General features: G+C 73.4%; 17 protein-coding genes and 1 pseudogene. 12 read left to right on the plus strand and 6 right to left on the minus strand.

What is annotated here, in order from left to right:
- Nucleotides 1-2: 2 nt before the first annotated feature.
- The gene (locus AB0B33_RS15600) at nt 3-2,231 is read right to left on the minus strand and encodes a PHB depolymerase family esterase (RefSeq protein ID WP_360771663.1); all 2,229 of its coding nucleotides are present in this window, start codon (nt 2,229-2,231) and stop codon (nt 3-5) included.
- Between the two features lie 137 nt (nt 2,232-2,368).
- Between AB0B33_RS15600 and AB0B33_RS15605 the strand changes: the two genes are divergently transcribed.
- From AB0B33_RS15605 to AB0B33_RS15620, 4 genes are read left to right on the plus strand one after another with little or no spacing between them, the layout of a single operon-like run.
- Nucleotides 2,369-3,931 (plus strand): alkaline phosphatase D family protein, encoded by a 1,563-nt coding sequence (locus AB0B33_RS15605; protein WP_360771666.1) that lies wholly within the window; start codon nt 2,369-2,371, stop codon nt 3,929-3,931.
- A 54-nt stretch (nt 3,932-3,985) separates the two neighbouring features.
- Nucleotides 3,986-4,804 (plus strand): helix-turn-helix transcriptional regulator, encoded by an 819-nt coding sequence (locus tag AB0B33_RS15610; RefSeq protein ID WP_360771668.1) that lies wholly within the window; start codon nt 3,986-3,988, stop codon nt 4,802-4,804.
- A 41-nt stretch (nt 4,805-4,845) separates the two neighbouring features.
- A complete protein-coding gene (locus AB0B33_RS15615) occupies nt 4,846-5,697 on the plus strand; it encodes an oxidoreductase (protein ID WP_360771671.1) in 852 nt (283 codons plus the stop codon).
- The gene (locus AB0B33_RS15620; RefSeq protein WP_247021836.1) at nt 5,694-6,413 is read left to right on the plus strand and encodes an SDR family oxidoreductase; all 720 of its coding nucleotides are present in this window, start codon (nt 5,694-5,696) and stop codon (nt 6,411-6,413) included. The genes AB0B33_RS15615 and AB0B33_RS15620 overlap by 4 nt, the downstream gene beginning before the upstream one ends.
- 1 nt (nt 6,414) lies before the next feature.
- On the opposite strand, the gene AB0B33_RS15625 is transcribed toward AB0B33_RS15620, so the two are convergent.
- Entirely contained in the window at nt 6,415-7,284 is an 870-nt protein-coding gene (locus AB0B33_RS15625) for an NAD(P)H-hydrate dehydratase (protein ID WP_360771674.1), read from the minus strand.
- Nucleotides 7,262-7,981, minus strand: a complete 720-nt coding sequence (locus AB0B33_RS15630) for a histidine phosphatase family protein (RefSeq protein ID WP_360771676.1) — start codon at nt 7,979-7,981, stop codon at nt 7,262-7,264. The genes AB0B33_RS15625 and AB0B33_RS15630 overlap by 23 nt, the downstream gene beginning before the upstream one ends.
- An 82-nt stretch (nt 7,982-8,063) precedes the next feature.
- On the opposite strand from AB0B33_RS15630, the gene AB0B33_RS15635 reads away from it, so the two are divergent.
- Complete coding sequence (locus AB0B33_RS15635; protein WP_360771677.1) at nt 8,064-9,287, plus strand: GAF domain-containing SpoIIE family protein phosphatase; 1,224 nt, start codon at nt 8,064-8,066, stop codon at nt 9,285-9,287.
- A 20-nt stretch (nt 9,288-9,307) separates the two neighbouring features.
- On the opposite strand, the gene AB0B33_RS15640 is transcribed toward AB0B33_RS15635, so the two are convergent.
- Nucleotides 9,308-9,688 carry an STAS domain-containing protein gene (locus AB0B33_RS15640; RefSeq protein WP_360771680.1) on the minus strand — a complete coding sequence of 127 codons (381 nt, stop codon included), beginning with the start codon at nt 9,686-9,688 and terminating at the stop codon, nt 9,308-9,310.
- Nucleotides 9,689-9,856: 168 nt separating this feature from the next.
- Here AB0B33_RS15640 and AB0B33_RS15645 point away from each other — a divergent pair, with 168 nt between their 5' ends.
- The 6 genes from AB0B33_RS15645 to AB0B33_RS15670 all read left to right on the plus strand — a co-directional run bounded on the left by AB0B33_RS15645 (nt 9,857) and on the right by AB0B33_RS15670 (nt 17,720).
- Nucleotides 9,857-10,234: an STAS domain-containing protein gene (locus tag AB0B33_RS15645; protein ID WP_360771682.1), complete on the plus strand. Its 378-nt coding sequence runs from the start codon at nt 9,857-9,859 to the stop codon at nt 10,232-10,234.
- Nucleotides 10,234-11,811, plus strand: a complete 1,578-nt coding sequence (locus AB0B33_RS15650; RefSeq protein WP_360771685.1) for a GAF domain-containing SpoIIE family protein phosphatase — start codon at nt 10,234-10,236, stop codon at nt 11,809-11,811. The genes AB0B33_RS15645 and AB0B33_RS15650 overlap by 1 nt, the downstream gene beginning before the upstream one ends.
- Nucleotides 11,808-12,230, plus strand: a complete 423-nt coding sequence (locus tag AB0B33_RS15655) for an ATP-binding protein (protein ID WP_360771688.1) — start codon at nt 11,808-11,810, stop codon at nt 12,228-12,230. The genes AB0B33_RS15650 and AB0B33_RS15655 overlap by 4 nt, the downstream gene beginning before the upstream one ends.
- A gap of 96 nt (nt 12,231-12,326) precedes the next feature.
- Complete coding sequence (locus tag AB0B33_RS15660) at nt 12,327-16,406, plus strand: SpoIIE family protein phosphatase (protein ID WP_360771689.1); 4,080 nt, start codon at nt 12,327-12,329, stop codon at nt 16,404-16,406.
- A complete protein-coding gene (locus AB0B33_RS15665) occupies nt 16,403-16,705 on the plus strand; it encodes an STAS domain-containing protein (RefSeq protein ID WP_247021819.1) in 303 nt (100 codons plus the stop codon). Before AB0B33_RS15660 ends, AB0B33_RS15665 begins: the two co-directional genes overlap by 4 nt.
- A gap of 292 nt (nt 16,706-16,997) precedes the next feature.
- Nucleotides 16,998-17,720: a GAF and ANTAR domain-containing protein gene (locus AB0B33_RS15670; RefSeq protein WP_360771693.1), complete on the plus strand. Its 723-nt coding sequence runs from the start codon at nt 16,998-17,000 to the stop codon at nt 17,718-17,720.
- Nucleotides 17,721-17,723: 3 nt separating this feature from the next.
- Here AB0B33_RS15670 and AB0B33_RS15675 read toward each other — a convergent pair whose 3' ends face one another.
- Nucleotides 17,724-18,134: an ATP-binding protein gene (locus AB0B33_RS15675; RefSeq protein WP_247021815.1), complete on the minus strand. Its 411-nt coding sequence runs from the start codon at nt 18,132-18,134 to the stop codon at nt 17,724-17,726.
- 124 nt (nt 18,135-18,258) lie between these two features.
- Here AB0B33_RS15675 and AB0B33_RS15680 point away from each other — a divergent pair, with 124 nt between their 5' ends.
- Entirely contained in the window at nt 18,259-21,534 is a 3,276-nt protein-coding gene (locus AB0B33_RS15680) for a glucodextranase DOMON-like domain-containing protein (RefSeq protein ID WP_360771697.1), read from the plus strand.
- 113 nt (nt 21,535-21,647) lie between these two features.
- Here the strand turns inward: AB0B33_RS15680 and AB0B33_RS15685 are convergent.
- Nucleotides 21,648-21,894 (minus strand): annotated as a pseudogene (locus tag AB0B33_RS15685) (hypothetical protein); the annotation flags it as partial.

Here is a 21,894-nt window from a genome sequence, read left to right on the forward strand (position 1 = left end):
CGCTAGCCCGCCGAGCAGGTCACGGTCGGTGCCGTCAGGTTCCCGCCGTGCTGCACGGTGAACCCGATGACGTTGCCGCTGCCGTTGGGCCGCGCAGTCAGCACGTACCCGGTGCTGTCCCACGTCCCCGTGTAGTTCCAGCTGCCGATGACCTTCTGCGGCGAGTGGAAGGTGATCGTGAGCACCCAGGCGTTGCTTCCGGTCACCGTCACCTGGCCGTTGAAGCCGACGTTCCACTCCGCCGTCTTGAGGTACGTCCCGGTGCACCCGCCCGGCGGCGGGGTCGTGGTCGTCGTCGGCGGCGGGGTGGTGGGCGTGGTCGGCGTGGTGGTGGTCGGCGGCGGCGGGGTGCCGCCGTTCAGCGCGTCGAGCACCGCGGTGTAGGCGGCCTTCTTCTGGCCGTTGCCGTCGAACAGCAACGGCGTGGCGGACGCCCGCCACGAGTCCGTGTCCCGGATGCCCCACACGGTCATCCCGGTGCACCGGGCCACCGCGAGGCAGGCGTTCGTCACCGTGCGGTAGTTGTCCGCCTGCGCGGTCCCCGAGCCCTCGATGTCCAGCTCCGTGATCTGCACGTCGACGCCGAGGTCGGCGAAGCTCTGCAGGGTGGTCCGGTAGTTCGACGGCACCGGGCTGTTGGGGTTGAAGTGCGACTGGAAGCCGACGCAGTCGATCGGGACGCCGCGGGACTTGAAGTCCTGCACCATCCGGTACACGGCCTGGGTCTTCGCCTGGTTCCAGTCGTCGGTGTTGTAGTCGTTGTAGCAGAGCTTCGCGCCCGGGTCGGCCGCCCGCGCGGCGCGGAACGCCGCCTCGATCCAGTCGTCCCCGGTGCGCTGCAGGTTGGAGTCGCGCCGGGCACCCGAACCGCCGTCCGCGAAGGCCTCGTTGACGACGTCCCAGGCGTAGATCTGGCCGCGGTAGTGGGTCGCGACCTGGGTGATGTGGTTCAGGATCGCCGACCGCAGCGACGAGCCCTCCATACCCTGCATCCAGCCCGGCTGCTGCGCGTACCAAGCCAGCGTGTGCCCGCGCATCCGGGCGCCCTGGCTCGTCGCCTGGCTGACGATCCGGTCGGCGTTGCCGTACGAGAACTGGCCCTGCGCGGGCTCGGTCGCGTCGATCTTCATCTCGTTCTCCGGCGTGATCATGGAGAACTCGCGGCTCAGGATGCCGGTGTAGACGCTGTCCGAGAGCCTGCCCGCCGAAACCGCGGTGCCGAAGTACCGGCCGGTCCCGCTCGCCGCGCTCCCGAGCGTGCTCCCGGCGGGCGGCGCGGACGTCGTCGTCGTCGAAGTGCCGGCGCTGTTCAGGCCGAGGAACGCGATGGCGTACGCCACCATCCCGTTCTGCGGCAACGCATGCCCGGCGCCCTGCACGCTGATGCCCTCGACCGGCGCCTGCACGCCGGTGCCGCCGTAGCGCGAGCGCGTCCAGCCCGACTGAGGGGAATCACTCGACGACGGCGTCTGGCTCACGCCCCGCAGGTTCGTCCACTGCTTGACCTCTTCGCCGAAGTTCGGGTAGCGCAGCGTGTCGTCGGCGGTGCCGTGCCACAGCTGCATCCGCGGGTACGGGCCGCTGCGCCCGCCGCTCATCTGCCGGGCCTGATCACCCCACTGCTGGGCGGTCTTGATCAGCTGGCCACCCGAACACTGGCTGTTCCAGCTCGACCCGTCGGTGGTGGCGAAGCAGCCGGCGGGCACGCCCATGAACGCCGAGCCGGCCGCGAACACGTCCGGGTACTCCGCGGCGAGCACGTTGGTCATCATCGCGCCGGAGGAGAAGCCGGTGACGAACACGCGTGCCGGGTCGACGTGGTAGCGCTGCTTGGCCCAGTCGACCATCGACAGGATGCCGACCGGGTCGCTGCCGCCGCCGCGGGTGAGCGCCTGCGGCGACGAGACGTCGAAGCACTGCCCGCTGCGCGTGGCTTCCGGGAAGACGATGACGTAGCCGTACTGGTCGGCCGCGGTGACGTAGTCGCGGGCGTAGCCGTTGAACACGGCGGAGGCCGAGCCGGTGCAGTAGTGGACCGCGACCAGCAGCGCCGGCTGCGGCGCCAGCCGGTCGGGGACGTAGGTGTACATGTTGAGGTTGCTGGGATTGCTGCCGAAATCGGTCACGCGCGTCAAGGTGGCCGCCGACGCGGGCTGCGCCGAAACCACCAGCACGACGGCAGCGGCGATCGACAGCGCGGCGGCGAGGAGGGCGGTGAAGAGTCTTCGCACTCGACGAATCCTTTCCGGGGGCGGGGCGCAGCTCGTGACGATCGTTCGTTCGCCGCCCGGGACCGGTCAACGATTATCGGGATGTTTCGCGACCTTTCGAACTGCCGCCGGGCCGGACTGCTGCGAGGATTCCGGGCATGACCGAGCTGCTCCTGGGACCGCTGCTGCGGCACGTGAACGCCGACTCGGCGACGATCTGGGTGGAGACGGACGGCCCGTGCGAAGTCCGCGTCGCCGAGGCGGCCGCCCGGACCTTCGAGGTCGCCGGGCACCACTACGCCCTCGTCGTGCTGACCGGGCTCGAGCCGGGGCGCAGCACGCCGTACGAAGTGCGGCTCGACGGCGAACTCGCCTGGCCCGGACCGGAAAGCACCCTGCCGCCGAGCCGGATCCGGACGCTGGCCCCCGGCGACCCCCGGTTCCGCCTGGTGTTCGGGTCCTGCCGCAAACCGCGGGAGCAGGACGCGCTCGGCCCGGACGCACTCGCCGCGTACGCCCACCGGATGGCCGCGCTCGACGAGTCCGAATGGCCGGAATCGCTGCTCCTGCTGGGTGATCAGGTCTACGCCGACGAGACCACCGACGCCACGCAGGAGTGGCTCGCGCAGCGGCGTGACACGAGCGAACCGCCGGGCAACGAGGTCGCCGACTTCGAGGAGTACTGCCACCTGTACTTCGAGGCGTGGTGCGATCCGGCGGTGCGCTGGCTGATGTCGACCGTGCCGACGTCGATGATCTTCGACGACCACGACGTGCGCGACGACTGGAACACGTCGCACGCGTGGCGCGAGGAGATGACCCGGACGTCGTGGTGGCCGGAGCGGATCCGGGGCGCGCTGGTCTCGTACTGGGTGTACCAGCACCTGGGTAACCTCGGCCCCGACGAGCTCGCCGAAGACGACGTCTACCAGCAGGTGGTCAAGTCGGGCGTGGACAACGCCGGGCTGCTGCGGGAGTTCGCCGACCGCGCCGACCGCGAGGCCGACGGCGCCAAGGGCACCCGGTGGTCCTACCGGCGCGACTTCGGCCCGGTCCGGCTGCTGGTCATCGACTCGCGGGCCGGGCGGATCCTGGCCGGCGGCACCCGCTCGATGGTCGGCGAGGACGAGTTCCGCTGGATCGAGGAGCAGGCCGGCGGCGACTTCGAGCACCTGCTGATCGGCACGTCGCTGCCGTGGCTGATGCCGACCGCGCTGTCGGCCGCGCAGTCGGTCAACGAGCGGCTCTGCACCCGGCCCGGGCTCGTCGGCCGGGTCAGCGAGTGGTTCCGCCAGCTCGCCGACCTGGAGCACTGGCCGGCGTTCCGCGAGTCGTTCGACCGGCTGAGCAAGCTCATCGGGCGGGTGGCGGACCGGGGCGTCGCCTCGGTGAACGTCCTGTCGGGCGACGTGCACCACGCGTACGTCGCCCGGGCCGACCTGCCGGGCGCACCGGTGCACCAGCTCACCTGCTCGCCGGTGCACAACACCGTGCCGTGGTACATGAACCGGCTGTTCCGCGCGGGCTGGGCGCGGAGCCTGACGCGGCTGAGCGAGGGCCTGGCCCGCCGCGTCGGCGTGCCGCCCGCGCCGCTGACCTGGCGCTGCGTTTCGGGGCCGCACTTCGGCAACGCCGTGATGACGCTGGACGTCGACGGGCGCGAAGCCACTGCCACGCTCCTGCAGCCGGACCACGAAGGGGAGCCGATCCGGCTCACCTGAGGGTGGGTGCGGCGCGGCCACCCAAGTCCGGCGCCACCGGGTTAGCCTCGGACCATGGCTGCGGAGAACGCTCTTGGTGAGTTCCTCCGGGCCCGCCGCGAACAGGTGGGCCCGGCGGACCTCGGCCTGCCCGCGGGCGGTCCGCGCCGGGTCGCCGGGCTGCGCCGCGAGGAGGTGGCGGTGCTGGCCGGGGTCAGCACCGACTACTACGTCCGGCTCGAGCAGGGGCGGGAGCGGAACCCGTCGGCGCAGGTCGTCGACGCGCTCGCGCACGGGCTCGCGCTGGACGAGGACGCCACCGCCCACCTGCACCGGCTGGCGAGCCCGGCCCCGAGACGACGTCGACGGCCACGGCGCGAGCAGGTCAGCCCGAACCTGCTGCGCCTGATGGACGGCTGGCCCGACACCCCCGCGCTGGTGCTCGGCCGCTGCCTGGACGTGCTCGCGCACAACGCGCTGGGCCAGGCGTTGTTCGGCGGGCACGAGCACAGCGGCGACCTGGTCCGGCTGGTGTTCCTCGACCCGGACGCCCGCGAGTTCTACCCGGACTGGGAGCGCGTCGCCGTCAACACGGTCGGTGGCCTGCGGGCGGCCGCCGGGATCGACCCGGACGACCCGCGGCTGATCGAGACGGTCGGCGAGCTGTCGGTCAAGAGCGCGGAGTTCCGCCGGTTGTGGGCGCGCCACGACATCCGGCAGAAGACGCACGAAACCAAGCGGTTCCACCACCGGCTCGTCGGTGAGCTCGTGCTGAGCTACGAGGCGCTGACCGTGAACAGCGCGCCCGGCCAGCAGCTGGTCGTCTACCAGGCCGAGCCGGGCAGCCCGTCGGAAGCGGCCCTCGCCCTCCTGGGCAGCCTCGCCGCTTCCTGAAAACCCCTTCCGCTGTTCCCCCATGGACGGAGTACTTCGTCGTGCCCGAAAACGCTGTCTGGTTCATCACCGGCTGCTCCAGCGGCCTCGGCCGCGCACTCGCCGAAGCCGTGCTCGACCGCGGGTGGCGGGCCGTCGTCACCGCCCGCGACCCGGCGCGGGTCCGCGACCTCGTCGAGGCGCACGGCGACCGCGCACTGGCGCTGCCGCTCGACGTCACCGACCACGCCCAGGTCACCGCCGCGGTCGCAAAGGCGGAAACGACCTTCGGCCGGATCGACGTCCTGGTCGGCAACGCCGGCTACGGCTACCTCGCCGCCGTCGAGGAAGGCGAGGACGCCGAGATCCGGAAGCTGTTCGACACCAACGTGTTCGGCCTCGCCGACGTCACCCGCGCGGTGCTGCCCGGCATGCGGGCCCGCCGCAGCGGGCACGTCGTGACCGTGTCGTCGCTCGGCGGGCTCGCCGCTTTCGGCGCCACCGGCTACTACCACGCGACGAAGTTCGCCGTGGAGGGGCTGTCGGAGTCGCTGGCCGCGGAAGTGGCCCCGCTGGGCATCAAGGTGACCATCGTGGAGCCCGCCGCGTTCCGCACCGCCTGGTCCGGCCCGTCGATGCGGCAGTCGGCGATCCGCATCGACGACTACGCCGAAACGGCCGGAGCGCGCCGGGAAGCGACCACCGCGACCTACGGCAGGCAGCCCGGCGACCCGGCCCGCGCGGCGGAAGCGATCATCGCCGCGGCCGGCGCCGCCGAGCCCCCGCTGCGGCTGCTGCTCGGCGAAGCCGCCTACACCATCGCCACGGCCCGGCTCGAAACCCTCAAGTCCACTTTCGACACCTGGCGCGAGACCACCCTCGGCGCCGACTTCCCCCGAGAGGAAACCCCGTGAAGACCGTCCTCATCACCGGTGCCAGCAGCGGCATCGGGCACGCCACCGCGCTGCGCCTGGCCCGCGAAGGCCACCACGTCGTGCTCGGCGCCCGCCGCGAAGACCGGCTGACCGCGCTCGCCAAGGAGATCCACGACGCCGGCGGCACCGCCGACGTGCACCCCCTCGACGTCACCGACCGCGCGGACGTCGCCGCGTTCGCGGACGCCGCCGTCGAAGCGCACGGGCGGCTCGACGTCTTCGTCGCCAACGCGGGCGTGATGCCGTTGTCCCGCTTGGACTCCCTGCTCGTCGAGGAGTGGGACCGCACGATCGACGTCAACGTCCGCGGCCTGCTGCACGGGATCGCCGCGGTCCTGCCGCACTTCCGGCGCCAAGGCGGCGGGCACTTCGTCACCGTCGCCTCCACCGGGGCGCACGAGGTGGTGCCGACGGCCGCGGTCTACTGCGCCACCAAGTACGCGGCCCGCGCGATCACCGAAGGCCTGCGGCTCGAGGCCGACCCCGGCATCCGCGTCACGACCGTCTCCCCCGGCGTCGTCGAGTCCGAACTGGCCGACAGCATCACCGATCCGGGGGCGAAGGAGGCGATGCGCACCTACCGCGCGGTGGCGATGGCGCCGGACACCATCGCCGGCGCGATCTCCTACGCGATCGGGCAGCCGGACGGCGTCGACGTCAACGAGATCGTCGTGCGGCCGACCGCCCAGCGGTGACTCAGCGCTCCAGCTCGGCGATCACCCGCGGGATCTGGGCGACGAGCTCCCGCGCCAGCAGCCCGGTGCTGCCGGTGTCCGGGATCAGCCGCTGGCCGGCGACGGCGTGGACGTGCGTCGCCCAGCAGGCGGCCTGGTCGACGGCCGCACCGCGGGCGAGGAAGCCGCCGGTCAGCCCGGCCAGCACGTCGCCGCTGCCGGACGTCGCCAGCCCGACGTGGCCGCTGCCGTCCCGCCAGACGCGGCCGCCGGGCGTGGCGACCACGCCCATCAGCAGCACCACGCCGCGGTAGCGCCGGGCGATCCGCACCGCCGTCTCCAGGTCGTCGACGTCCTTTTCCTCGCACCCGTCGAGGAAGGCCGCTTCGATCCGGTTCGGGGTGAGGAGGAGCCGGTCCGCCAGCGGCTCGGCCAGCTCCGGTGCCCGGCTCAGCGCGCCGAGCGCGAACGCGTCGAGCACCACCCGCGCGTCCGGGGCGATCGCGGGCACCAGCCGCCGCAGCAGTTCTTCGGTTTCCTCGGCGCCGGTCAGGCCCGGACCGACCACGACGGTGCCGGCGCCGGGGAGGACGTCGGCCAGCCGGTCGGCGGCGTCGGCGGCGATCGCGCCGGATTCGGTTTCCGGCAGGCCGGACACCGACGACTCGGGTACCGAAACGCCGATGGCCGTCGCGTGGCGTTCGGCGACCGCCAGCTGGAGGGTGCCCGCCCCGGCGCGCAGGGCGGCGGTCCCGGACAACGCGGGCGCGCCGGGCACCGCGCGGGCACCGCCGACGACGAGCACCGTGCCGCGGTCACCGGTGCCGATCCGCCAGTCCCGCAACAGGGCCGGGCTGATCGGCGCCGGCTCAGGAGAGCTGTCGCGCGGCATCGTCGTCCGCCGTCGGCGGGATGTCGGTGGCGTGCAGGTGCCCGACCTCCTGGGCGAGCACCATGGTGAACCCGCGGTCGTGGTCGCGCTCCCACGCCGTCACCGAGCCGTTCGGGACTTCGGTGGCGTCGGCCGCGCGGAGCAGATCGGGCTCCGGCAGGCCTTCGAGGAGGTAGCGCAGGGCGAAGACGGTCATCTCGTGGGCGGCCAGCAGAACGCGCTTTCCGGCGTGCTGGGCGCTCAGCTCGTTCAGCAGGGAACGCACCCGCAGCACGACATCGGCCCAGGATTCGCCGCCCGGCGGCCGGTAGTAGAACTTGCCGAGCCGCCGCTTGCGCCGCAGTTCGTCGGGCCACCGCTCGCGGACGCCGTGGGACGTCAGCAGGTCCAGCACGCCGAGTTCGCGGTCGCGCAGCCGTTCGTCCGGCACGATCGGGACGCCGTCGGGCGCGGCCAGCCTGGCGGTGTCCCAGGCCCGGCGGTAGGTCGAGGTGACCACGAGGTCCGGCGGGCGCTCGGCGAAGAACCCGCCGGCGGCCTTCGCCTGGTCCTCCCCCAGTTCCGTCAGCGGGACGTCGGCGTCGCGCTCGGCGATGTCGATCACGTCCGCCCCGGCCGACTCCGCTTCCTCGCGGGCCACGTTCCCGGTGCTCTGCCCGTGCCGCAGCACGGCCACCCACTCCAAGTCGACGCTCACGACCGGCTGGTTACCCCGGGGGACCCGCCGTCGAAACGCGGGATGGTTAGGCCCGCAAAGGGGTTGCGGCTAGGGTCGTTCCATGTCGCGAAGTCTCGACGCCCACGACCGGCTGCAGCAACTGGAGACGATCATCGGCGCCCCCGCCGGTCACCTCGTGCTGGCCGAGGTGCTCGTCGAGACGTTGCGGCGGTTGTGCCAGGTCATGGGCGTCGACACCGCGACCGTGCTGCGCTACCAGCCCAGTGCCCGGCAGCTCGTGGCGTTCGCCGCGGCCGGCATCGAGGAAGAGGTCCACCAGGGCGTGCGGGTGCCGGTCGGCAGCGGGTTCGCCGGCCGGGTCGCGCTGGAGCGGGCCCCGGTGATCCTCGACCACGTCGACGAAACCACCGTCGTGAACTCCCTGCTGTGGGAGCGCGGACTGCACTCGATGCTCGGCGTGCCGATGATCGCCGGCAGCGAGCTCGTCGGAGTGCTGCACGTCGGCTCGGTGACGCCCCGGCCGTTCAGCGAAACCGAAGTGGCCACGATGCAGCTGCTCGCCGACCGCCTCGCCGCGACGATCCAGGTGGAGGCCAGGGAAGAGAACCGCACCGCCACCATGGCGCTGCAGCGCAGCCTGCTGCCGAGCAGCCTGCCCGCGGTGTCCGGGCTGGAGTTCGGCGCCCGGTACGTGCCCGGCGCGGAGACCGGCCTCGGCGGGGACTGGTACGACCTGTTCACGCTGCCGGGCGACCGGCTCGGCGTCGTGATGGGCGACGTTTCGGGCCACGGCCTCGACGCGGCCGTGATCATGGGACGCCTGCGCAGCGCGCTGCGCGCCTACGCCCTCGACTGCGAAAGCCCGGCCGACGTGCTCGCCAAGCTCGACCGCAAGGCCAACCACTTCGAGCACGGCGCGATGGCCACGGTGGCCTACGGGATCATCGGCCCGGACCGGGAAGCGGTGACGCTCTCGCTGGCCGGGCACCTGCCGCCGGTGCTGGTCACCCCCGGTGTGACGGGCCGGCTGGTCGACGTGCCCCCGGATCCCCCGATCGGGTTGACCATCGGCGAGCCCGAACGGCGCACGACGGTCGTCGACCTCCCGCCGGACGCCGTGCTCACGTTCTACACAGACGGTCTGGTCGAGCGCCGGGACCGGCCGGTGGACGCCGGGATGCAGCTGCTGGCCGACTCGGTGTACGCCGGCGAGCCCGAGCGGCTCTGCGCGCAGATCATGGCCGCGATGATCGGCAGCCGGCCGGCCCAGGACGACGTGGCCCTGCTGGCCATCCGGCGGCTGCCCGTCCCGGCCGGCGGCTGAGCGCGACCGGGACGGCGCGGTCACCCGGCCAGCGCGGCTTCCCGGGTGGGGAAGAGCGACAGGCTGTCCTCGAGACCGGTCAGCTGGATCGGGCGCAGGGTGGCCCGGCCGGTCGCGACGATCCGCACCGCGGTCCCCGCGGCGGCGTTGCGGTGGATCGTCAGCAGCGCGGTCAGCCCCGGCGAAGCGAGGAACTCGACGCGGGTCAGGTCGACGACGAGCACCGGGGGTTCGGCGGCCAGCGCCTCGTCCGCGGCCCGCACGAGAGCGGGCGCGGTCGTGGTGTCCACGTCGCCGGCGACCTCGACCACGACGGCACCGGCTTGCTCCGTTCGGGCGATCCGGAACTCCCCGAACGGCACAGCGGTCGTCGCGCTTTCAGTATGGGTGTGCTCGCTCATGACGCGTACTCCTGCCTCCGGCAACGCCTCCGGGGTGCCCGGTGGGCGTGCGTGATCACGAAGGCTGTCTGCTCAACCGGTGTCAATCATGCCCGTCCCGCCGCCGCACCGCCGTGTCAGTGCCCCCTCCGCTTTCGGGCGGCTCCCCGAGCAGGCAAGATGAAGGTCATGGCCGAAAGAGACGTGACCGGGGACGCACTCGGCGACGCGGCTGGTTCAGCGGGCTCGGTGGCACTGGAGGACCGCGACGGCACCGCCGTGCTGCGCGTCGACGGTGCCCTCGACCTCGCGCTGGCACCGAAACTCCGCCGGCTGGTGGAACGCGCCGCCCGGTCGCGGCCCGCGTCGCTCGTCATCGACCTCACCGACGTCACCTTCCTGGCGTCGGCGGGCATGGCCGAGCTCGTCCGGGCGCACCGCGGGCAGACCGCCACTCCGCTGCGGGTGGTCGCCAGCGGCCGCATCACCCTGCGCCCGCTGGAGCTGACCCGGCTGACCGACGAACTCGCCATCTACTCTTCGCTGTCCGAAGCACTGGCGCGCTGATGGCGCCCGGTCCGCGGTCCGACGAGGTGCTCGACGCCGTGCGCCGCGCCTTCGTCGGGGACGCCGGAACGCCGGCCGCCACCGGGGTCCGGTCCCTCACCCCCGCCGAGGCGGACGCGGTGCTGGGCGGGCGCGCCGCGGCGGTCGTGACCGATCCCGAGGTGCTGGCGGAACTGCTGCCGGGCACGGAAGTCACCCGCGCGATCGCGGTCGCCGACGGTGAACAGGGCACCGTGGTCTACACCACCGAGCGGGTCGGTGAGCTGCCCGCGCTCGTCGCGGCCGCCGTGGACGCCGCAACCGCGGACCTGGCCGCCACCGTCCGGCGGCTGCGGGGCGAAGCCGCGGTGCTCGACGCGCTGCACTCCACCGGCCGGCAGCTGACCGCCCAGCTCGACATCGACCCGCTCGTGCAGGACGCGACCGACGCCGCCACGAAGGCGACCGGCGCCGCCTTCGGCGCGTTCTTCTACAATCTGGTCGACGAGCTCGGCGAGTCCTACACGCTGTACACGATTTCGGGCGTGCCGCGCGCGGCGTTCGCCCGGTTCCCGATGCCGCGCAACACCGCGGTCTTCGCGCCCACCTTCGACGGCGAGGGCACCGTGCGCAGCCCCGACATCACGAAGGACGAGCGGTTCGGGAAGAACGCGCCGTACTTCGGGATGCCCGAAGGGCACCTGCCCGTGTGCAGCTACCTGGCCGTGCCGGTGCTCAGCCCGACCTCCGGTGAGGTGCTGGGCGGGTTCTTCTTCGGCCACCCCGAACCGGACCGCTTCACCGCCCGCCACGAGTACCTCGCCGAAGGCATCGCCGCGTACACGGCCATCGCGCTCGACAACGCGCGTCTCTACGAACGCGAGCGCACGCTGGCCACCGAGCTGTCCCGCAGCATGCTTCCGGTCGCTCCGGCCACGCCGGGTCTCGACGTGTTCACCCGGTACCTGCCCGCGGTCACCGGCAGCAAGGTGGGCGGCGACTGGTTCGACGTGATCCGGCTGCCGTCCGGCGGGACGGCGTTCGTCATCGGCGACGTCGTCGGCCACGGCGTCACGGCCGCGACGGTGATGGGCCAGGTCCGCACCGCCATCCGCAGCTACGCCCGGCTCGAGCTGCCGCCGTCGGAGGTCCTGCGCCACGTCTCCGACCTCACCGGCGGGCTGTTCGGCGAAAGCTTCGTGACCTGCTTCTACGCGGTCCACCGGCCGGACCACGGCACCCTGACCTACGCGAACGCCGGTCACCTGCCCGCGGTCCTGATCCGCCCCGGCGAGCCGCCGGAGCAGATCGGCGAGGCGCTGGCGCAGCCGCTGGGCGTCGGTTCGGTCTTCCCCCAGCGCACCACCGGGTTCCCGGTCGGCGCGGACCTGGTGCTCTACACCGACGGGCTGGTCGAGAGCCGCACCCGCGACCTCACGCTCGGCATCGAATGGCTGCTGGCGGGTATTCCCGGGCTGCTGACCGCGGCCGACCTCGGCACGGCCTGGGACAAGCTCGTCCAAGAACTGACGCGCGGACGGCACGACGACGACATCGCGGTCATCCACGTGCGCCACCGCGGAGAGGACGCCCCATGACCGACCCCCGCCCGCCGGGCGCCCCCGGTCCCGCGACCTCGTTCCACCGGCGGACCGCCGCGATCGCCGGGCTGCTGCCCGACCTGCGCGAGGCGCTGGCCGGCTGGCTCAACCGGCTCGGGCTCAGCGAGGAACGGCAGGAGGACGTCGTCCTGGCCGGCTACGAGGCGATGGCCAACTCGGCCGAACACGCGTACCGCGACGGAGCGGCGGGCCAGATCGACGTCCGCGCCGAATCGCTGGGCGACCGGCTGACGGTGACGGTCACCGACTACGGCACCTGGCAGCCGCCCGCCGAGACGAACGGCCTGCGCGGCCGCGGCCTGCTGCTCATCGACACCCTCGCCGACCACAGCGCCAAGGTGCACCGCGAGGACGGCACCACCGTCACCATGACCTGGCTGACCGGCGGCGCCTGACCGGAACCCGCTCACCCGGATGTGTCGGCTCGTGCGCGCGGCAGCCGCCTCCCGGGTCGAGTAGGCTTTCCCCGGGCCGTGCGAACCGGGAGTGTGATGAGCGTCGGGGAAGAGTCCGGCCACCGCGCCGTGTTTCCCGGGACCAGCCGGATGGCCGCCCGGATGCGGGACTTCGACTGGGCTTCCTCGCCGCTGGGCGACCCGGCGGGCTGGCCGACGAGCCTGACGACGGCCGTCCGCATCTGCCTCACCTCCCGCTTCCCCATGATCGTCTGGTGGGGGCCGGAGCTGCGCTTCCTCTACAACGACGCCTACCTGCCGCTGCTCGGCACCAAGCACCCCGCGCTCGACAAGCCGGGTGCGCTGGTCTGGGACGAGATCTGGCACATCATCGGCCCGATGCTGGACAGCGTGATGACCACCGGCGAGGCGACCTGGTCGGAAGACCTGCTGCTGCCGATGAACCGGCACGGCTACTGGGAAGAGACGTACTGGACGTACTCCTACAGCCCGGTCCACGACGACGAAGGCGTGGTCCGCGCCGTGTTCACCGCCGTCACCGAAACCACCGAGCGCGTGATCGGCGAGCGCCGGATGGCGACGCTGCGCGAGCTCGGTGCCCAGGCCGGCAGCGCCCGGACCGTCGGCGAAGCCTGTGAGCTGGTCGCCTCCGTGCTGGGGCGGGCCGGCGACGACGTCCCGTACGCCGCCATCCACATCCGCGACGACGAAGGCGAACTCGCGCCCGCCGCGGTCACCCCCGGCGGCGAAGACGCCGGGGATCCGGCCGTCTGGCCGCTCCGCGAAGTGCTCGCCGACGGGGTGCCGCGGACGGTGCCGGACGCGGCGGTCGGTGAGCTCCCGCCGGGCGGCTGGTCCACTCCGCCCACCGAGGCCATGGTGCTGCCGCTGCTCGGCGACCCCGGGAGCCCCGCGGCCGGGGTGATCGTGCTCGCGGCCAGCGCCGGGCGCGCGCTCGACGAGTCCTACCGGACGTTCCTCGGCCTCGTCGCCCAGCAGACGGCGGCGCTGGTCAACGGCGCGCTCGCCTACCGGCGGCAGCAGCAGCGGGCGGAGGAGCTGACCGCGCTGGACGCGGCCAAGACGACGTTCTTCGCCAACATCAGCCACGAGTTCCGCACCCCGCTCACCCTGATCCTGAGCCCGGCGGCCGATCTGCGGGACGCACTCGACGACGCCGACGAGCGGATCCGCGAAGAGGTGGCCGTCATCCACCGCAACGCGCTGCGGCTGGGGCGGCTGGTCAACAACCTGCTCGACTTCTCCCGGATCGAGGCCGGCCGGATGCAGGCCCGCTTCGAGCCGGTGGACCTCGCCGCGTTCACCGCCGAGCTGGCGAGCGTCTTCCGCGCCGCGGCCGAACGGGCCGGGCTGGTGTTCGAGGTCGACTGCCCGCCGCTGGGCGAGCTGGTGCACGTCGACCGCGGGATGTGGGAGAAGATCGTCTACAACCTGCTGTCGAACGCGATCAAGTTCACCTTCGACGGGTCGATCCGGGTGACGGCCGCCCTCGATGGCGAGCACGCCGTGGTCGCCGTGTCCGACACCGGCACCGGCATCGACGCCACCGAGCTGCCCCGGCTCTTCGAGCGGTTCCACCGGATCCCGTCGGCGCGGGCCCGCTCCAACGAGGGCAGCGGGATCGGCCTGGCGCTGGTCCGCGAGCTCGTCGGCATGCACGGCGGCACCGTCGCCGTGGAGAGCGCGCCCGACGCCGGGACGACGTTCCGGATCCGGCTGCCGCTCGGTGTCCGGCACCTGCCGGCCGAGCAGGTCTTCGCGGCGTCCCCGGTCGGCGGGATCGCCACCGAAACCGCCGAACCGTACGTGCAGGAAGCCCTGCGCTGGCTGCCGGACGTCGGCCGGAACGCGCCCTCCGCGCCCACGGCGGCCACCGGCGCCCGGGTCCTGGTCGCCGACGACAACGCCGACATGCGCGACTACCTCGTGCGGCTGCTGCGGGACGACTACGCGGTCACCTCGGTGCGGGACGGCGTCGAGGCGTTCGCCGCCGCGTGCGCCGAGCCGCCCGAGCTGATCATCAGCGACGTGATGATGCCCCGGCTGGACGGCCTCGGCCTGCTCGCCGAGCTGCGCGGCGACCCGCGCACCGCCGCCGTGCCCGTGCTGCTGCTGTCGGCCAGGGCCGGGCAGGAGGCCGCGGTCGACGGGCTGGCCGCCGGGGCCGACGACTACCTCGTGAAGCCGTTCTCGGCGCGGGAGCTGCTCGCCCGCGTCCGCACGACCATCCAGCTGGCGCGGCTGCGGACGCAGCACGCCCGGTGGCGCGCGGCGATGATCGAGTCGCTTCAGGAGGGCTTCTTCGTCAGTGACACCGAAGGACGGGTCGTGGAGATCAACGCGGCGTTCACCGAAGTGCTGGGCGCCGGTCCGGACGGGCTGCCCTACGGCCAGCCGTTCCCGTGGTGGCCGGACCGCGACGCCGACCCCGACGCCCACCGCCAGGTCACCGAAGCCTTCGAGCGGGCCAGGGACGAGCAGGCCGGCAGCTTCGTGCTGCCGCTGCGGCACGTGGACGGGCACCGGGTCTGGACCGCCGTCGCCTACAACGCGCTGCAGGACGACGAGGGCCGCCGCCGGCTCGTCGGCACGGTCCGCGACGTCACGGCCGAGCGCTACGCCGTGCAGCGCGAGAACGCGCTCGCCGCGATGAACCAGCGCCTGGCCGGCGTCAGCGGGGTGCCGGAGGTCCTGCGCACCGCGCTGGAGCTGCTGTGCGAACTGTGGGAGGCCGAGCGCGTCCTCGCGGTGACCTGGCCGCGGGACGGCGAACCGGAGGTCGCCTCGACCGACCCCCGGGACCGCGGGTGGACCGATCTCGCCGCGCCGCTGCGCGCGACGCTCGACGGGCTCCGCTCGGTCCCGGCGCTGCACACGACGGCGGCGAACGGCGGCGCGGGCGCGTCCGTCGACCACCCCGGCGGCCGGCTGACGCTCTGGGTCGAGCCCCCGCCCGGCCGTCCGCTCGGCACCGAAGACCGGACCCTGCTGGCGTTGCTGGCCGGGACGCTCGCGCACGCCCTGCGCCGCGCGCACCGCGACGACCGCCAGCGCGAGGTCGCGATCGCGCTGCAGCGCTCGATCCTCGGCCCGGCCCTGCTCCCCGACGGCTTCGCGGTGCGCTACGAGCCGGCGACCCCGCCCCTAGAGGTCGGCGGCGACTGGTACGACGTCATCGCGCTGGGCGGCGACCGGATCGGCATCGTCGTGGGCGACTGCGTCGGCCGGGGCCTCGCGGCGGCCGCGGTGATGGGCCAGCTCCGCAGCGCCTGCCGCGCGCTGCTGCTGGAGGCCAACGGCCCGGCGCACACCCTGACCACGCTCGACCGCTTCGCCGACCGGCTGCCGGGTGCCTTGTGCACCACCGTTTTCTGCGGGGTGCTCGACCCCGCGACCGGCACCCTCACCTACAGCAGCGCCGGGCACCCGCCCGCCACCCTCGTGCACAGCGACGGCTCGTCGGAGTTCCTCGACGCGGGCGGCAGCGTGCCGCTCGCCGTGCGCGTGGCGGCGCACCGGCCGGAGGCCACGGCGGTCGTCCCGGTCGGCTCGCTGCTGATGCTCTACACCGACGGGCTCGTCGAACGCCGGCGCGAGTCGCTGGACGACGGCATCACCCGGGCCACCGAAATCGCCCACGACGTGCGGGAGGCCGACCTGACCGACCTCGCGGCCACCCTGATGGGCCGGCTCCGGCCCGACGACGGCTACGAAGACGACGTCGCGCTGCTGCTCTACCGGCGGTCGGTGCCGGCGCTGGTGCTCGACTTCGAAGCGCACCCGGACAGCCTCGCTTCGACCCGCCACTGGCTGCGCGCGTGGCTGGCCAACGCGGAGCTCGACCCCGACGTCGCGCAGGACGTGCTCGTCGCGGCGGGCGAGGCCTGCGCCAACGCCGTCGAGCACGCCTACCGCGGTGAAGGCGACGGCACCGCCCACCTTTCCGCCCGGTTCGCCGGCCCCCGCCTCGTGGTCGTGGTCACCGACGACGGCCGCTGGAAGCAGCCGCCCCCGGACAACCACGTGCTCCGCGGCCGCGGCACGCCGATGATGGAAGCACTGGCCGACGCGGTCACGATCCGGCACGATGCCCACGGCACCACCGTCACGCTGGAATGGAGAATCGGTTCGTGACGACGGCTCTCACGCTGGTCGCCGGGCGGGGCGAGGACGGTGGCCGCACCGTGCGCGCGACCGGCGAGATCGACATGAGCAACGCAGCCGAGTTCGGCGCGGCACTGGACCGCGAACTGGCGGCGGGGAACCCGGTCACCGTGGACCTCACCGGGGTGGACTACCTCGACAGCGCGGGCGTGGCCGTGCTGTTCGACCGGGCCGGCGAGCACGACCTGCGGCTGGTCGCCCCGCGGCTGCTGGATCGGGTGCTGCGGGTTTCCGGGCTGGCCCAAGTCGCGAAGGTGACCGTCCGCTGAAGGGTTGACTCGCTCCGCACGGGGTAAGTCACTCGAAGCGACGGGCGCGGGGTGGGTTGTGCCGCCGGCCGTCGTGAGGTGGTTCCCGGCGCCAACCCACGACGTTCAGCAGCGAGCGCGGGCCGGAACCACCGCTTTTCCCCCGTCCCGAGATCCCGGCCGGTCCCCCGGCACCCGCGTCGCCATGCGCCGGGTGTTGCGGAAGACGCACCGCACGCGGGTAAGGTTTCGCCGTTCCGTTGAACAGCAGCGGTGCGCTCGACCACCGCCACCCCGGGACGGAGATGATCGCGTGACCGGTGAACCGATCCCGCAGGAGCACCTCGACGAGCTGACCGCCGCGATGGCGGGCCTCACCGGCGCGCTGGAGTCCGAGCCCGCCGAGGCCGAAATACTGGACGCTGTCTGCGCGGAAGCCGTCCGCGCCGTGCCCGGTGCCGACATGGCCAGCATCACCGCGATCCGCGACGGCGAGCCGGAGACCGTGGCCTCCACCGACGAGCGCGCCGTCGAGATCGACCGGGTCCAGTACGCGGCGGGCGAAGGGCCGTGCCTGCGGGCCGCGGCGACCGGCGAGGTCGTGCGGCTGCCGCTGGCCACCGCGGACGTCGTGTGGCCCGACTTCACCGAGCACGCCCGCGGCCTCGGCGTGGGCAGCTACCTGGCCGCACCGCTGCGTGTGGACGAAAACCTCTCCGGCGCGCTCAACCTGTTCGGCTACGGCGACCACGGGTTCGCCGAGGCCGACTCGCGGTTGCTGCGGCTCTACACGACGATCGTCTCGTTCGGGCTGCGCACCACCCGGCGCTACCACCAGGCCCGCCGCCAGGCCGACGACCTCGAAGCGGCGATGCGCACGCGGGCGGTGATCGAGCAGGCCAAGGGCATCCTGATGGCCGTGCACCGGATCGGCGCCGACGACGCGATGAAGCGCCTGGTCACGGAATCCCAGCACACCAACGTGAAGCTGCGCGACGTCGCGGCCCGGTTCGTCGAAGAGCTGTCCGCCGGCTGAGCCTCAGGCGGTGCGGCGCACCGGGAACGGCCAGGTCAGCGTGATCACGGTGCCGTCGTCGGTGGAGCGGAGGTCGAGCCCGTCGACGAGCGCCTGGATCAGGCGCAGGCCGCGGCCGCCGTCCGCGCGCTCGGCGATCGACTCCCAGCGGCCCTGGTCGGCGACGGTGATGACGAGCACCTCGTCGTCGACGCGGGCGCGGACGTCGATCAGTCCCGGCCGGCCGCGGTAGGCGTGGTCGAGGACGTTGGCCATCGCTTCCCAGCACGCCAGCACGACGTCGTCGGCTTGTCTGCCGACCTCCTCGCCGGCCCGCCGCCGCAACCACGAAACCAGATGACGGCGCAGGCTCGGCAACGTGCGCGGAGAAATCGTGCCACGGTACCGCCAGCCGTCCGATCCGAGCTCTTCCACGTTCACCTCCCCGGGGGACTGTGGGTTTGCTACCCACCGGTTCGGCATCTCAATCACGAGCAACGACTTTCCCTGCTGCGTTCGGCCCTGGTGCGTGGTGCGCCCGTCGTGATCGGATGGGCGGATGACTCGGTCGACGTGGTCCGTGGTGGTGTGCGCGGTGCTGGCCGCGCCCCTGCTGTCCGTTCCGGTGGCCGCCGCGGCGCCCGCGCCGGGGCCGGGTGCGGTGTCGCACTTCGGCCTGGCCCGCAAGGACTGCCTGGGTACCGCGCGGAACACGCAGAGCAAGGCGTGGTTCACGGTCGCGGGCGGCGTGCTGTCCGACGTCTACGCGCCGGTGATCGACAACACGAACGTCGAGTCGCTGCAGTTCGCCGTCACCGACGGGCGCACGTTCACCGACCTGCAGGCGCGCGACATGACCTACACGGTCCGCACGAGCGCGGGCGGGATGGCCTGCGAGGTGACGTCGACCCCGCGCAGCGGGAAGTACCGGCTGGTCACCGAGTACCTGGCCGATCCGGCCCGGACCGGCGTGCTGATCCGCACCCGGCTGGAACCGCTGCGCGGCTCCGGCGGTGACCTCAAGGTCTACGTCCGCTACGACGCGAGCATCAACGGCAACGGCGGGGGCGGCCCGGCGAACGGCGGCGGGGACACCGCGACCGTCGACGCGGCGACGAGCGCGCTGGTCAGCGCCGACGCGAACACCGTTTCCAGCGCCCCGGCCCGCGACTACGGCACGCCGCTGGCCGCCGCGCTGCGCGCCGACCGCCGGTTCCTGGCGACGTCCAGCGGCTTCGCCGGCACCGCGGGCGACGGGCTCGCGCAGCTCGACCGCGACCACCGGCTCACCGACACGACGCCGTCGGCGGCGAACGGGAACGTCGTGCAGACCGCGCAGCTGGACCTGCAGCCACGCCGGCCCGCCGTGCTGGCGCTCGGGTTCGGCGCGGACGCGCGGGCCGCCGTCGCCACTGCCGGGGCGAGCCTGCGCACGCCGTTCGACCAGAGCCGGCGCCAGTACGCGCGTGAGTGGCGGGACTACGACAACGGGCTGATCCCGGTGCGCGGCAAGGACTCCGAAAACTCCACTGCCTACTTCCAGTCGGTCAACGTGCTGAAGGCCAGTGAGGACAAGACGTTCCCGGGCGCGGTGGTCGCGTCACTCGGCAGCCCGTGGGGCCAAGCGGTCTCCGCGGGCGACGCGCCCGGCGGCAAACCCGTGTACTTCGGTTCCTACCGCGAGATCTTCGCCCGCGACCTCTACGAAAGCTTCTCCGGCCTGCTCGCCGCCGGCGACCGCGAGACGGCGCGGGCGAGCGTGCGCTGGCTGTTCACCCGCCAGCAGCAGCCGGACGGCCGGTTCCCGCGCAACTCCATGCTCAACGGCAAGAAGGCGCCCGACTCCGGTGGCGACCAGCTCGACGAGAGCGCGTACCCGATCCTGATGGCGCTGCAGGCCGGCCTCGACCGCGACCGCACGCTCTACACCGGCCACATCCGGGCGGCGGCGGACTTCGTCGTCGCGCACGGGCCGGCGTTCGGTTCGGAGCGCTGGGAAGAACAGGGCGGCTACTCCCCCTCGACCATCGCCGCCGAGATCGCCGGGCTCGTCGCCGCGGGCGTGATCGCCGACCGCAACGGCGACCCGGCGCGCGCGAACGTCTACCGGGCCACCGCGGACCACTTCCAGCGCAGCATCAAGGGCTGGACCGTGACGTCGACCGGCCCGTACGGCGGCCGGTACTTCCTGCGGCTCACCAAGAACGGCGATCCGAACTCCGAATGGATCTACAACCTCGGCAACGGTTCGGTCGACGCCGACCAGCGCGCGGTCGTCGACGCCGGGTTCCTCGAGCTGCCGCGCCTCGGCGTGCTGCCCGCGAACGACCCGGACGTCGCCGCGTCGCTCGCCGTCGTGGACCGCGTGATCAAAAAGGACACTCCCGCCGGGCCGGGCTGGTACCGCTACGGCACTTCGGCGGCGGGCAGCGAAGACGGTTACGGCGACTGCTACGAGCCGGACCCGACGAACTGCGGCCCGACCGGGGCGCCGTGGCCGTCGACGAACACCGGGTCGGGGCACCTGTGGCCGGTGCTCGCCGGGGAACGCGGCGAGCACGCCGTGCAGACCGGCGACCAGGCGGGCGCGGCGGCGCTGCTGCGCGCGATGCGGGCGCAGACCGGCGGCACCGGGCTGATCCCCGAGCAGATCTGGGAGAACCCGGCGCTGCCCGCGTCGCCGTACGGGTCGGACCCGCGGACGGCGTCGATCGGCTTCACACCCGGGCAGTCCGTCGGCTCGGTGGCGCCGCTGAGCTGGGCGCAGTCGCAGTCGGTGCGGCTGGCCAGGGCGCTCGACGACGGGCGGCTGCCCGAGCAGCCCGCCGACGTCCGCGCCCGGTACGTCTCGCACGCGCCGCCCGCGGCACTGGCGGTGACGCTCGACGCGCCCGCGTCCGTGTCGGCCGCCACGGCCGAAGTCACCGGCACCGCGCCGGCCGGCAGCCGGGTCGACCTCGCGGTGTCGGCCACCGACGCCGGGACGACGACGGTGCTGTCGACCCGGGCCTCGGCGGCGGGGACGTTCCGCGCGACGGTGCCGACCCCGCTCGGCGCGAACGTCGTCACGGCGGCCGCGACCGGCGCGGGCACCGGATACGCGCAAAAGACGATCAGCTCGGACTTCGTCACCGGCACGGTCCTGCTCGACACGGCCGACCCGGACGGCGACGACAACGGCCCGGGCACGTTCACCTACCCGACGGCGGGCGACTTCCACGCCGGCGCGTTCGACCTGCAGCGCTTCCAGGTCATCGACTCGGGCGCGAACCTGGTGTTCCGGGCGCAGGTCCGCGACCTGTCCCCGACGTTCGGCTCCCCGCTGGGCGCCCAGCTGCTGACGATCTACGCGCACGACCCGGCCGCGACGGCGACGTCGACCGCGCCGCCGTTCCCGAGCCGGGCGTACGCGATCGCGCCGCAGGACGCGTGGAGCCGGCGCCTCGAGGTCCAAGGGTTCGCGGAACCGGCGCTCGTCGACGCTTCGGGTGCTTCGCTCGCTTCGCCGTCCGTGCAGGCTTCGCAGGCGACGCGGTACATCACGATCAGCGTGGCGAAGGCCGCGTTCGGGACGCCGTCGGCCGGGTGGACGTTCGCGGTCGTGCTGACCGGGCAGGACGGCAACTCCCCCGACCAGGCGAGGCCGTTCACGCCGACGGCCGGGCAGTACACGTTCGGCCTGTGCGCGGCGGGTGGCACCGCCCCGGTGTGCGCGGCGGACCCGGCGACGGCGCCGAGGGCGTTCGACGTGCTCACGCCGTCCGGGGTGGAGCAGGCGGTCGAGCTCGACCCGGCCCGCGGACCGGTCCAGGTGCGCGGGGTACCGGTGGGCTGAGGGTTTCGCCCGGCCGGTCCACTGTGGACCGGCGCGGTCCGGGTGCCGTGAACGACTCTTTCACCGCGTCGGACGTGGTGAAAGAGTCGTTCACGGCGTTCGGCGAGCCGGGGTCAGTGGTCGCGGCCGTGGCGCCCGTGGTCGTCACCCGGCTCGCCGCCGTGACCGCCGTGGTCGTCGCCCGGTTCCGCGGTGCGGCCGCCGTGGTCGTCGGCGACGTCGTGCGTGCGCGTCGGGTAGCTGCCCGGCGTCGTGCGGCCACCGTGGTCGTCGGCGACGTCGTGCGTGCGCGTCGGGTAGCTGCCCGGCGTCGTGCGGCCACCGTGGTCGTCGGCGACGTCGTGCGTGCGCGTCGGGTAG

The sequence above is a fragment of the Amycolatopsis sp. NPDC049159 genome (genome assembly GCF_040648295.1).
Taxonomy (GTDB): domain Bacteria; phylum Actinomycetota; class Actinomycetes; order Mycobacteriales; family Pseudonocardiaceae; genus Amycolatopsis; species Amycolatopsis pretoriensis_A.